At 48.1% G+C, this 12,542-nt stretch carries 14 protein-coding genes; 1 reads left to right on the forward strand and 13 read right to left on the reverse strand.

Going from position 1 to position 12,542, the window contains the following annotated elements:
* Window positions 1-10: 10 nt before the first annotated feature.
* The 5 genes from rbsD to L985_RS13285 all read right to left on the reverse strand — a co-directional run bounded on the left by rbsD (window position 11) and on the right by L985_RS13285 (window position 3,386).
* Complete coding sequence (gene rbsD, locus L985_RS13265) at window positions 11-400, reverse strand: D-ribose pyranase (protein WP_029342469.1); 390 nt, start codon at window positions 398-400, stop codon at window positions 11-13.
* Window positions 397-1,275 (reverse strand): ribokinase, encoded by an 879-nt coding sequence (gene rbsK / locus L985_RS13270; protein WP_047393332.1) that lies wholly within the window; start codon window positions 1,273-1,275, stop codon window positions 397-399. The genes rbsD and rbsK overlap by 4 nt, the downstream gene beginning before the upstream one ends.
* Window positions 1,272-2,252 (reverse strand): LacI family DNA-binding transcriptional regulator, encoded by a 981-nt coding sequence (locus L985_RS13275; RefSeq protein WP_029342471.1) that lies wholly within the window; start codon window positions 2,250-2,252, stop codon window positions 1,272-1,274. The genes rbsK and L985_RS13275 overlap by 4 nt, the downstream gene beginning before the upstream one ends.
* Before the next feature lie 187 nt (window positions 2,253-2,439).
* Complete coding sequence (locus L985_RS13280) at window positions 2,440-2,679, reverse strand: hypothetical protein (protein ID WP_029342472.1); 240 nt, start codon at window positions 2,677-2,679, stop codon at window positions 2,440-2,442.
* Between the two features lie 362 nt (window positions 2,680-3,041).
* On the reverse strand, window positions 3,042-3,386 hold the full coding sequence (locus tag L985_RS13285) for a hypothetical protein (protein ID WP_029342473.1): 345 nt from the start codon (window positions 3,384-3,386) through the stop codon (window positions 3,042-3,044).
* A 153-nt stretch (window positions 3,387-3,539) separates the two neighbouring features.
* On the opposite strand from L985_RS13285, the gene L985_RS13290 reads away from it, so the two are divergent.
* Window positions 3,540-3,842 (forward strand): hypothetical protein, encoded by a 303-nt coding sequence (locus L985_RS13290; protein ID WP_235609834.1) that lies wholly within the window; start codon window positions 3,540-3,542, stop codon window positions 3,840-3,842.
* A gap of 136 nt (window positions 3,843-3,978) precedes the next feature.
* Here the strand turns inward: L985_RS13290 and L985_RS13295 are convergent, their stop codons facing one another.
* The 8 genes from L985_RS13295 to L985_RS13330 all read right to left on the reverse strand — a co-directional run bounded on the left by L985_RS13295 (window position 3,979) and on the right by L985_RS13330 (window position 12,494).
* Window positions 3,979-4,227, reverse strand: coding sequence for a hypothetical protein (locus L985_RS13295; protein ID WP_231925650.1), 249 nt, complete (start codon window positions 4,225-4,227; stop codon window positions 3,979-3,981).
* A gap of 13 nt (window positions 4,228-4,240) precedes the next feature.
* Window positions 4,241-5,152, reverse strand: a complete 912-nt coding sequence (locus tag L985_RS13300; RefSeq protein ID WP_029342476.1) for an acyl-ACP desaturase — start codon at window positions 5,150-5,152, stop codon at window positions 4,241-4,243.
* 269 nt (window positions 5,153-5,421) lie between these two features.
* The gene (gene eno / locus L985_RS13305) at window positions 5,422-6,714 is read right to left on the reverse strand and encodes a phosphopyruvate hydratase (protein ID WP_023469213.1); all 1,293 of its coding nucleotides are present in this window, start codon (window positions 6,712-6,714) and stop codon (window positions 5,422-5,424) included.
* Between the two features lie 59 nt (window positions 6,715-6,773).
* Window positions 6,774-8,321 (reverse strand): 2,3-bisphosphoglycerate-independent phosphoglycerate mutase, encoded by a 1,548-nt coding sequence (gene gpmI, locus L985_RS13310; RefSeq protein WP_029342477.1) that lies wholly within the window; start codon window positions 8,319-8,321, stop codon window positions 6,774-6,776.
* A complete protein-coding gene (gene tpiA / locus L985_RS13315; protein ID WP_023469215.1) occupies window positions 8,322-9,074 on the reverse strand; it encodes a triose-phosphate isomerase in 753 nt (250 codons plus the stop codon).
* Window positions 9,075-9,101: 27 nt separating this feature from the next.
* Complete coding sequence (locus tag L985_RS13320; protein WP_029342478.1) at window positions 9,102-10,286, reverse strand: phosphoglycerate kinase; 1,185 nt, start codon at window positions 10,284-10,286, stop codon at window positions 9,102-9,104.
* Window positions 10,287-10,407: 121 nt separating this feature from the next.
* The gene (gene gap, locus L985_RS13325) at window positions 10,408-11,415 is read right to left on the reverse strand and encodes a type I glyceraldehyde-3-phosphate dehydrogenase (RefSeq protein WP_023469217.1); all 1,008 of its coding nucleotides are present in this window, start codon (window positions 11,413-11,415) and stop codon (window positions 10,408-10,410) included.
* A gap of 53 nt (window positions 11,416-11,468) precedes the next feature.
* Entirely contained in the window at window positions 11,469-12,494 is a 1,026-nt protein-coding gene (locus L985_RS13330) for a sugar-binding transcriptional regulator (protein ID WP_029342479.1), read from the reverse strand.
* Between the last annotated feature and the right edge of the window lie 48 nt (window positions 12,495-12,542).

Consider the following 12,542-nt stretch of genomic DNA (forward strand, 5'->3'; position numbering starts at 1 on the left):
CATGACCCCCTTAAAAGATTACGCCGGAATGGAAGATGACATTTGCGTACGGTGTCGCTTCTCCGGTCCGGATGATGACCTTCGCCTGCTGTGTCTGTTTCTTGAATTCCTCGTGCGAAACGAACGTCGTCTCGATCTGCATGGCTTCCAGTTGCTCGAGGACGTCTGGATTCGCTTCCTTAATCTCCGTTGCCAGAGTCAGCTGTTCGATCGCCATGTCACCGGCGACGACACGGACGACGTCGAGAAATGATGGTGTGCCGAGTTCCAGTGCTAAATCGATTCGTGCGACCCTTTCTGGAATCGGTAAGCCGCAATCAGCGATGACGATCGTATCGGTATGACCAAGATCGGTCAGGACCTTACTGATATGACTGTTTAAGATACCGTGTTTCTTCATGCGTCTCCCTCCATCTGATCCCGTGTCGGCATCCCGCCTTGTGCGCCGAGTGCGCGGATGGATAAGCCGGCTGCCCGGTTCGCGAAACGAATTGCCTCGACGAGCGGTTGTCCTTCCGTTAACGCAACGGCTAAGGCGCCATTGAACGTATCCCCTGCTCCCGTTGTATCGACGACGGTCGTCTCGATCGCAGGAATTGTCACGATCGACTCTCCGTCATAGAAGCGTGCCCCGCGACTACCTTCGGTCACGATCAGTTTATTCGGGTATTCCATCAGCCAATGTTCGATCGGCTGGTCTTGTCCGAAGATCAAGCCACATTCATGTTCGTTTGGCGTTAAGTATGTGACGTGTTCAATCAATTCCGGACTGAGTGACCTCGCCGGTGCTGGATTCAAGACGACTGGTATGCCGGCTGCATGTGCTTCGCGAGAAACGGTCTCGACCGTTTCGATCGGAATCTCGAGCTGGAGTAAGATGATTTCACTGTCTGCGAGAATCGGTGCGAGTGCATCATCCGCAAATCGCACATGTTGGTTGGCAGATTGAACGACGACGATCGAGTTGTCGCCTTCAGCGAGCGTGATGTGTGCCGTGCCCGTCCGTTCGCCTTCAATCGTTTGCAAGTGCGTCGTCTGTACCCCTTGCGTCTTGAAGTTTTCGCGGATGGCTTCACCGTTCGCATCACTGCCGACGCAACCGATCATTTCGACGGTACTGCCGAGACGCGCGACTGCCACCGCTTGGTTTGCACCTTTTCCACCCGGTACGGTATGAAAGGCATCCCCGATGACCGTTTCGCCTGCGCCTGGGCGGCGTTTACTTTCAACGACGAGATCCATCGAGATACTGCCGATGACACTGATTTGTTTCATGCTTCCTCATCCTTCCGTTTCGTCGTTTCCCGTTCGATGATCTCAACCGTCAACTCATGATGGACGGCGGCAATTGGTGTGCCTTCAATCCGCTGAATCAGGAGTTTCGCGGCTAGTTCCCCCATTTGATAGATCGGCTGCGCAATCGTTGTCAACGGTGGTGAAATCATTTGTCCGAGTTCGATCCCGTCATAGCCGATCACTTGTAGCTCGTCTGGAATCGTGATCCCGCGTTCCGCAGCGACCTGCACCGTTGCTGCGGCAATGACATCACTCGCGGCAAAGATCCCGTTGCAATGATAGTGATCAAACAGATAATTCGCGGCATCGAGCGACCCTTGAAAGTGGAACGGTGACTCGATGCTTGCAACGAGATGCGTTCCGGCAATCTCTTCGAAGCCATCCCGTCGTTTCTTGATCGTCGGGAGTTTCGATGGACCGCTGATGACGGCCAGTTCCGTCGCACCAGATGCAAGTAAAAATGATGCCGCCTTCTTCCCACCTTCGTATCCGTTTGAGGTCACCGTCGGAATCGCTCCTTGTAACACACGGTCTAACGCTACGACCGGCACTTCGAGTTCTTCATAGTTCGGATTGTTCGAGTAGTTCGTCGTGATGATTAATCCGTCGACATGCATCGCCTCGAGTGACTTGATATATTCGCGTTCTTTCTGAAACTGTTCGTCTGTGTTACACAAAATGACTTGAAAACCATGTTGATGTGCCATATCTTCCACAGCCCGTGCGAGTTGTGGGAAGAATGGGTTCGTGATGTCTGGAACGATCAAACCGATCAATCCGGATCGTTTTTGGAACAACGATCGCGCGACCCGGTTCGGTCGATAATCCAATTGTTTGATTGCCTGAAGCACCGCCTTACGCGATTTCTCACTGACATAACCCTTTTCGTTCATGACGCGTGAGACCGTCGCGACGGAGACATGTGCCGCTTTCGCTACTTCCCGGATGGTCGACATGTTTCGCCACCTCTTTCTTTTGATAACGCTTACAAGAATCATCATATTGTGTAACCGGTTACACATCAATCTTTTTTATATAAAATATATTTTATTTTTTTCGAGCCCTTGGATTGGACCATAAAAAAGAAGCCTGACACCGCATCAGACTTACGATCATTCCATATGATCATGCACGAATCATGTCTTAAATAAAGACGATCAATGAGAGACCAATCAAAATATTAATGAATCCTAACCCATCCGTCGCTTTCGTGTATAGTGACGGTTTATCTTTTTTAACGCTGTCATTCAGAAACATCAATGTCACGGCAATGACGGTCGTGATGCCCAGAGGCGCATTTAAAAAACTATCGGAATACGTAAATAAGTTATTCGTAATATAGAGACTATTTAAGACAGATAAACCAAACAACACTTTATGCACGAAACTCACTCCTATAATCATCAGGATCTTACGAAACCAACTAATATCTGATTTCGCTCTCCCTCTATTATAGAATATTCTTCCAGTTACTCTCCCTTACACTATTGAAAGAAAGTATTTGGATGCATACGCAAATACACTGCAAGACAGCGTCACGCCATCTTACGGTGTATTTCTTGTCCTCTCAGTAGCACGTTAGGTTAGATTGTTGATTTCCGAAAAAGACGGAAACTCCTGCGGGAAGAGCGGAATAGACAAGAACCTGCAGGAGCGCACGCGACGAGAAGACTTGCCTTCCGTCCGCGGAAAGCGACGTCTTGGACGGAAATCAACGAACAATCGGAGTCTAGCTGACAAGACTTTCATCTCTTTGCTTTCCCGGCTCTTTTTCGCTCCACGAACAAACGTCGAATCAAAGCAACAAAGAACGCAACAATTGCTAGCGGCTCAAATAAATAAATCAATAGGAACGTGACATCGATGACGGCATCCTCCGGATTATAACGGATGATATAGAGCGCACCGGGTAAGATGGCAATCAGTCCGCCAATTCCGAGTACCGTTCCCAAAATCAGACTCTGACGTGAAAATCGGCTCGTGATTTGATACAAACCGATGAATAGTATGAGTTCCGTAAAATAGATGAGGCGCAACGGGATGTCACCAATCGACGTATCAAGCCCTAAAAACAAAAAACGAAATAGCATGTCGATTCCCCCTTCCCTCTAGTTGTACCCCGAACAGTGTCCTCGTAATGCTTCATTTCCAGTTTCCCTGCATATCCTCGCTTCAATTAGGGAATAGCTAGAGAGTTACAGTCACATACAGAGAGTTGGGATCGGATGAAAGAAGAACACTCGATGAGGGTCGTCAGTTGTCTGAATGATTATTTCGAACGTCATCAGCAGCCTCTTCAAGTCGACCTATTGCGGGGGCTACCGCCGATCGTATTATTATTACGCGACGATGCGAAGCGCGCCTTTCCAAAGGAAGCGAACCTGCATGATGAATTATTACAGGATATTAAGCGTCTCGTTCAAGAATGTCTGGAGCCGGATACACTACGTGAACTTGGAATCGATGTAGATCTCCCAGATTTTTTCGTGACCCGTGCACCCCTTCATTCCCCTCATCATTATCTCGTTACGTTTATTGAAGATTGATTTCATATTAAAAAGTAGCTATTTCTTCCATCACGTGCACGTGTTTGCGTGAAAGAAGAAATAGCTGCTTTTTTATAGACGTAAAAAACCGGTAGAGCCGAAGCACTACCGGTTATACTTCTATGAAGAAGATTCCTTAATTCTCGACCTCAAGAATCGCTTCGATTTCGGCTTCTACTTCTTTGTTGACCATTTGTGAACGTTTTTTTCGTAACTCCAGATCCATTTCCTGATCGATGAAATGGTTCGTATGTTTATCAAAACAATCAAAACAAATCGGATAAAAGTCTTTTGCTTCTTTGTTCAATGAGTTGAATTCCCACGTATCGAGTTCCAAGTAACTGACTTGGTTGTTCGTTTCGGTTCCACAGATTTCACACTTCATGTTCATTGCCTCCTTAGACGTCGAGCTTCGCTTTTTCGAGTTGGCGTTCCTGACGCTCCTTGATGCGCTTCAAACGTCCGTGATACTTCATGATGTTCGCTTGAGATTGCTTCGCTTCTTCGCTTGTCGGTTCCAAATCGGCGATGCCCCAGTATTTGACGACGACGTCTAATACTTGGTCGAAGTATTGGAGTGGTCCATAGTTCGTATCGACGGCAATCGTCTTCATGCGTTCCGTGAAGTCCGGCATGACAGCACCTGGCATCGAGAAGTTGATGATGACATCTTCGAAGAAGACGATGAAGTTCGGGTCAAGCTCTAGGTGTGCTTTGACCGTGTCACGATAGAACGCATAATGCAGTGCTTCGTCCTTCGCTAGACGACGGAGTAGCGTTGCTAAGTCCTTGTCATGTGCCCCTGCGATTTTCGCGACGTTGTTATAAAAGACAAGTGTCGCTAACTCTTGCAGTGACGTATATGCCATCGTCGCTAACGGGTTCGTGAAGTCCGGGAACCAGCCGTTCTCAACAACACGTTTTCTCAGTTGATGGAGTCGTGTCGGATTGACGTTTCGCGTGACGAGTAGATATGTCTCGAGTAAGTTCGAGTGCTGATCTTCTTCCGCTGTCCACGTCCGGACGAAATCATTGATGACTTCCATCGAGTTCTTGAATGTATAGTCTAAGTGTGACGTATACCATGGTAAGTTGACTTCTGTCAGTAATGCCGTCTCGATTGCTACGATGACACCTTCCGGAAGCGTGACTTGGCTCTCATCCCAAGGAACGCGTTTAAACGACATCGCCTTATCCCATGGAATGAACTCGTGGTAGCTCCAGTCAATATTAGCTGAACGTTCCTTATGCAGTCGATATAACTCTTGAATACGTGGTTCTAAACGGATATCTAAATCTGAATTTAACATGATCGTATCTCCTTTAAACGTATTTTTCACCTTCATTGATTAAGGTGTAATTAATCGCTATAACTATTTAATTTGCACTTATTTATGAGTATAACATTTTAGCCGTCTAATGAGATAAATCAATTTTTTGACAGTTCATTTTAGTTTTGATGACAAAAGGGATTTTCGCGTTTGACATCGCTTGATATGTAAAAAACCTCCTATCCGTGTGTACGTATCACACGAATAGGAGGTTTTCCTTATAGCTTATTCAAACGATCAACCTGAAATTACTTCTTGAGGTTGTAGAATGATTTGATTCCGTCGTAGACAGCAACGTCTGAAAGCATGTCTTCGATGCGGAGAAGTTGGTTGTATTTCGCGATACGGTCTGTACGTGAAAGTGAACCCGTTTTGATTTGACCAGCGTTTGTCGCAACAGCGATGTCAGCGATCGTTGAATCTTCAGTTTCACCAGAACGGTGAGAAACGACAGCTGTGTAACCAGCTTTTTTAGCCATTTCGATTGCGTCGAATGTTTCAGTCAACGTACCGATTTGGTTAACTTTGATGAGGATCGAGTTAGCGATGCCTTTTTCGATACCTTCAGCAAGTTTCTCAGTGTTCGTTACGAACAGGTCATCCCCAACGAGTTGGACTTTGTGTCCGATACGATCTGTAAGAAGTTTGTGACCATCCCAGTCGTTTTCGTCACAGCCATCTTCGATTGAGATGATTGGGTATTTGTCAACGAGTTGTGCGTAGAATTCAACAAGCTCTTCTGTTGAGAGGACTTTGCCTTCGCCAGCGAGGTTGTATGTTCCAGCTGCTTTATCGTAGAACTCAGAAGAAGCGACGTCCATTGCAAGGTAAACATCTTCGCCTGCTTTGTAGCCAGCTTTTTCGATTGCTTCAAGGATAACTGTGATTGCTTCTTCGTTTGATTTCAAGTTTGGAGCGAATCCACCCTCGTCACCAACTGCTGTGTTAAGACCCATTCCGCTAAGAACTGATTTCAACGCGTGGAAGATTTCAGCACCCATACGAAGTGCTTCTTTGAATGTTGGAGCACCGACAGGCATGATCATGAACTCTTGGAAGTCCACGTTGTTGTCTGCGTGTGATCCACCGTTGATGATGTTCATCATTGGTGTTGGTAATGTTTTCGCGTTGAATCCACCGAGGTATGTGTAAAGTGGAAGACCAAGCTCATCAGCAGCAGCACGTGCAGCAGCCATAGAAACACCAAGGATTGCGTTAGCGCCGAAGTTACCTTTGTTTTTCGTACCGTCGAGATCGATCATCTTTTTGTCGATTCCAGCTTGGTCGAAGACATCGTAACCGATGATTTCTGGTGCGATTTTTTCGTTGACGTTATCAACAGCTTTCAAAACACCTTTTCCGAGGTAACGTGCTTTGTCGCCATCACGGAGTTCGACTGCTTCGTGCTCACCAGTTGATGCACCTGATGGTACGAGTGCGCGACCGAAACCGCCATCTTCTGTATAAACTTCTACTTCTACTGTTGGGTTACCGCGTGAATCAAGAATCTCGCGTGCGTAAATCTCTGTAATCATTGACATTTAAATTCGCTCCTTTTGTGTATAAAGAATGTGTGGTGTAGTCATTTCGATCGACGGGATTATTTTTTCAATACGATCGATTTACCAGTCATCTCTGCTGGTTGGTCCGCTCCGAGGAGATCAAGGACCGTTGGTGCGAGGTCAGCGAGTGCACCTGTGAGTGGTTCAAGGAGTTCAACGTCCTCGACCGTCACGATACATGGAACGGGTTCTGTCGTATGCGCCGTCATCTTACTGCCGTCCGCATTAAGGACTTTATCCGCGTTCCCGTGGTCAGCCGTGATGACTGCCGCGCCGCCTTTGCTGAGAATCAAGTCAACGACTTTCCCAAGACACTCATCGACAGCTTCGATCGCCTTTTTCGTCGGCTCGAGCATACCCGAGTGACCGACCATATCCGGGTTAGCGAAGTTGAGGATGATCGCGTCGTGTTTGTCCGAGTTGATCGCGTCGACGAGCGCATCTGTGACTTCATAGACGCTCATCTCCGGTTTCAAGTCGTATGTCGCGACTTTTGGTGAAGGGATCAAGATCCGATCTTCCCCTTCGTATGGTTCTTCACGTTGTCCGTTGAAGAAGAACGTGACGTGCGGATACTTTTCCGTTTCCGCGATGCGTAGCTGTTTGAGACCTTGTTTTGACAATGTCTCACCAAGCGTGTTCTTGATGTCTTCAGGCGGGAAGACGATGTCCGTATCAATCGCATCCGAGTACTTCGTCATCGAGACGAGTAGCAGGTTCTTCGGTGCATTGTCCGGAAGCTCGAATCCGTCGAAGCCACCTTTTTCTTTGTAGACTTTCGAAAGCTGAATCGCACGGTCAGGACGATAGTTGAAGAACACGATCGCATCGTTATCGTGGATCGGTGCGACTGGCGTACCGTCTTCCTGCACGACAACAGTTGGTTCGATGAACTCATCCGTTACGTCTTGTTTGTACGAAGCTTCGACCATGCCGATTGGATCCTTCGTCGTTGGACCTTCACCGAACGTGATGACGTCATAGACTTTCTTGACGCGCTCCCAACGGTTATCGCGATCCATCGCATAGTAGCGACCAGAGATACTCGCGAATTGTCCAACATTCAATTCATCCATCTTCGCTTGCGCGTCACGGAGGAAACCAGCGCCCGATTGTGGGTCGCAGTCACGACCGTCCGTGAAAGCATGGAGGTAGACTTTTTCGATTTCGTGAAGTTTCGCGAATTCGAGCACCGCATATAAGTGGTTGATGTGACTGTGGATTCCACCGTCAGAGACCAAACCGAAGATATGAAGCGCTGAACCGTATTTCTTCACGTGACCTGCCGCATCGTTCATCGCTTGACGCGAGAAGAACGAGCGATCCTTGACCGCGTTGTTGATTCGGGATAGCGATTGATAGACGACGCGACCTGCACCGATGTTGAGGTGACCCACTTCTGAGTTCCCCATTTGACCTTCAGGCAAACCGACGTATTCGCCTTTCGCATTCAACAACGTATGCGGGTATTGACCCCAGTAACGGTCGAAGTTCGGTTTATTTGCCGCCGTAACGGCATTTCCAAACTCCTCGTCACGCATACCAAAACCATCAAGGATGATTAGTGCGACTGGACGTTTTTTCATTTAAATCGCCTCCAACAGTTTGAGGAACGATCCTGTCTCAAGACTTGCACCGCCGACGAGCGCGCCGTCGATGTCTGGTTGAGCCATATATTCTTTGATGTTTTCCGGTTTGACGCTACCACCGTATTGGATTCGGACAGCTTCTGCTGCTTCAGCACCAAATTCAGCTGCAACGACGTCACGGACGAATTTACAAGAATCTTGTGCATCTTGTTCTGTCGCTGATTTACCTGTTCCGATTGCCCAGACAGGCTCGTAAGCGACGACGAGATTTTTCACTTGGTCGACAGTAAGACCTTTGAGGCTGTTTGCTGTCTGTTCGCGGATGACGTCTTCGAACTTGCCGCCTTCACGCTCTTCCAGTGTTTCACCTACACAAACGATTGGAACGAGACCGTGCTCGAACGCTTTTTTCGCTTTGCTGTTGATGAACGCATCTGTTTCGCCGAAGTACTCACGACGCTCAGAGTGACCGAGGATGACGTATGTCACGTCGAGTTCTTTGAGCATGAGCGGGCTGATTTCACCAGTGAACGCACCGCTCTCTTTGTCGTACATGTTTTGAGCACCGATCTTAAGATCCGTACCAGCTGCTGCTTCTGTCAAGTGTGCCAAGAATACTGCTGGCGCACAGACGGCTGCGTCGACTGTCGTCGAAGCAGGTACAGCTCCTTTGACTTCCTCAACGAATGCGACTGCATCCTTGAGCGTCAGATTCATCTTCCAGTTACCTGCGATAATTGGTTTACGCATTGAGAAACACTCCCTTGTGAACTTAGATTACTTGTCGTTTAGCGCTTCGACACCAGGAAGAGCTTTCCCTTCCATGAATTCGAGACTTGCTCCACCACCTGTAGAGATGTGGCTCATTTTGTCAGCAAGACCGAATTTCTCTGCCGCAGCAGCTGAGTCGCCACCGCCGATGATTGAGTACGCATCGCTGTCCGCAAGAGCTTGCGCGACACCTTTTGTACCGTTTGCGTATTTATCGAGTTCGAATACGCCCATCGGTCCGTTCCAGACGACGAGTTTCGAGTTCTTGATTGCCTCTGCATAGAGTTCAACCGTTTTTGGACCGATATCAAGTGACATGTGATCCGCTGGGATCTCTGTGATGTCACGTGGTCCGACATATGTTTCTTCTCCGAATTCCTTCGTGATGACACAGTCGACAGGCATGAGGAACTTAACGCCTTTTTCTTCTGCTTTTTTCATGAATTCCTTCGCTTGGTCGATTTTGTCGACCTCAAGAAGTGAAGTACCGACTTCGATACCACGAGCTGTGAGGAACGTGTACGATAAGCCGCCACCGATGATCAACGTATCGACGATGTCGAGTAAGTGATCGATGACACCGATTTTATCCGCAACTTTCGAACCACCGATGATTGCCGTGAACGGGCGATCTGGGTTAGAAAGAGCTTTACCGAGAACTTGAAGTTCTTTTTCGATGAGAAGACCGGCAACTGCTGTGTCGACATGGTGTGCGATACCTTCTGTCGATGCGTGTGCACGGTGTGCTGCGCCGAACGCGTCGTTGACGAAGACGTCAGCGAGTTTCGCGAATCCTTTAGCGAGCTCTTCGTCATTTTTCGTTTCGCCAGAATAGAAGCGGACGTTCTCTAAGACGACGACATCGCCGTTTTCGAGTTTGCTGACTGCTTCTTCTGCAACTGGACCGTATGCTTCTTCAACGAGCTTGATGTCTTTACCAAGCAATTCGCTGAGGCGTGCTACGACTGGTGCAAGTGAGAACTCAGGGTTTTTTTCGCCTTTTGGACGACCCATGTGGCTAGCGAGAATGACTTTTGCTCCGCCTTCGATCAAGTGTTTGATCGTTGGGAGTGCAGCACGGATCCGTGTGTCATCCGTGATTTTACCGTCTTCCAACGGTACGTTGAAATCCACGCGTGTAAATACGCGTTTTCCTTGTACATCGATGTCGCGAATCGATTTCTTATTCATACATTCGTCCTCCGTCTCTTACGTATAGTGAGGGGCGAATGCCCCTCCCGCTTTTTTCCGCAATAAGAGCGGAGACTGATATCGTTTCCGCTCTTATTCAATTGCTATTTAATTGCTCGAATTACTTAGCGATTTCTGCGAAGTGTTTGAGTGTACGAACGAGTTGGCTAGTGTAAGACATTTCGTTGTCATACCAAGCAACTGTTTTAACGAGTTGTTTGTCGCCGACTGTCATGACTTTCGTTTGTGTTGCATCGAAGAGTGATCCGTAAGAGATACCAACGATGTCAGAAGAAACGATTTCGTCTTCAGTGTAACCGTAAGACTCGTTAGCAGCTGCTTTCATTGCTGCGTTGACTTCTTCTACAGAAACTTTTTTGTCGAGTACAGTTACGAGCTCAGTGAGTGAACCTGTAGCGACTGGTACACGTTGTGCAGATCCGTCAAGTTTACCTTGAAGTTCTGGAAGAACGAGACCGATTGCTTTTGCAGCACCAGTTGAGTTTGGAACGATGTTTGCTGCTGCCGCACGTGCACGACGGAAGTCACCTTTAGGGTGTGGAGCGTCGAGTGTGTTTTGGTCACCAGTGTAAGCGTGGATCGTAGTCATGAGACCTTCAACGATTCCGAACTGATCTTGGAGAACTTTAGCCATTGGCGCGAGACAGTTAGTAGTACAAGAAGCACCAGAGATAACTGTTTCAGTTCCGTCAAGGATTTCGTGGTTCGTGTTGAAGACGACTGTTTTCATGTCGCCAGTTGCAGGTGCAGAGATAACGACTTTTTTAGCGCCAGCTTTCAAGTGAAGCTCAGCTTTTTCTTTGTCTGTGAAGAAACCAGTACATTCGAGAACGATGTCAACACCGAGCTCGCCCCATGGGAGTTCTTCTGGGTTGCGGTTAGCAAGTGTTTTGATTTCTTTACCGTTGACGAGGAAGTAACCGTCGTGTACTTCAACTTCGCCGTCGAAACGACCTTGAGTCGTATCATATTTGAGAAGGTGTGCAAGCATTTTAGTGTCTGTAAGGTCGTTGATCGCGACTACTTCGATTCCATCGAATTGAAGAATTTGACGAAGTGCCAAACGTCCGATACGTCCAAATCCGTTAATACCAACTTTTACTGCCATGATAATTTTCCTCCTTTTAATGTAAAGCGAGTTATCTATTATTCAAAAGGGGGTTACCCTTTCAAAATCGAAGCTGCTGCGCCTTCATCCGTGATCAGGATGATGTCTGGCGACTGTTTGACATAGGCATTGATCGCTTCTGCCTTCGAATGACCACCTGCGACGACGATGACGTGTTCGACTTGCTTCAAGTCAGCCAGTTGGAGACCAACTGTCTTGACCCGGTGCACGATGTTCCCGTCTCGGTCGAAGTAATATCCGAATGCTTCCGCTACTGCCTGGTCATGTTCCAGTCGGGTCAGGAGATCCTCAGACGCACGACGACGTTTTGCCATCGTTTTCGCCTCACCAATTCCATGTACCACGATTGAAGCACCTTTAATCATTTGAAGCACATTTTTTATGCTCGGCTCTTCGATCATCTTGACGAAAGTCTCTGTGCTGACCATGTCTGGGATGTGAAGCAGATGATAATCACTTTGAGCGCGTGATGCCATCCGTGAGCATACTGTGTTCGCTTGTAGTTCGAGCGTTTCTCCCAGTCCTCCGCGTGCCGGAACGAACGTCATTGGACGGTGTTCCTTGTCTGGCGACATCATCGCCGCGACCGAAGCCATCGTCGTACCGCCTGTGACAGCGATCGTATTGTGATGGTTTGAAGAAAGCTCTCGCTTGAGTCGTGCGACGGTCGCCCGTCCCATGTCTCGTTGTACCCAGAATGTCTCATCGGAATCACCCGGTACGATGACGACGTCCCGTACCCCGAGTCTCTCTTTCAAGGCTTTCGCCATGTCTGAGATCCCTGCGAGTTCTCCCATGATGCTGTGCATGCTGCGAAGAACGTTTCGTCCTTCATCCGTTAAGGACATCCCTTGCGTTGCGACCTCTAGGAGGTCTTGCTGCTTCAAGAAGTCGACTTCCCGCCGTAAGACGCGTTCCGTCAAGCCAAGGCTTGTCGCAAGTGTACGTCGTCCGATCGGTTGCATCAGTCGCACATAATGAAGGATGTCGTAGCGTGTCTGCATTTCTTCGATCAGATCAGGCACGATTCGTTTTTGGATCTGGACTAACTGCCGAATCATGTATTTCCCTCTCCTCTCAAGTAGCTGGACGCTTTTTGTCCCGCA

Origin of the sequence: Exiguobacterium sp. ZWU0009 (assembly GCF_000798935.2) — a bacterium.
Taxonomy (GTDB): Bacteria; Bacillota; Bacilli; order Exiguobacteriales; family Exiguobacteriaceae; genus Exiguobacterium_A; species Exiguobacterium_A acetylicum.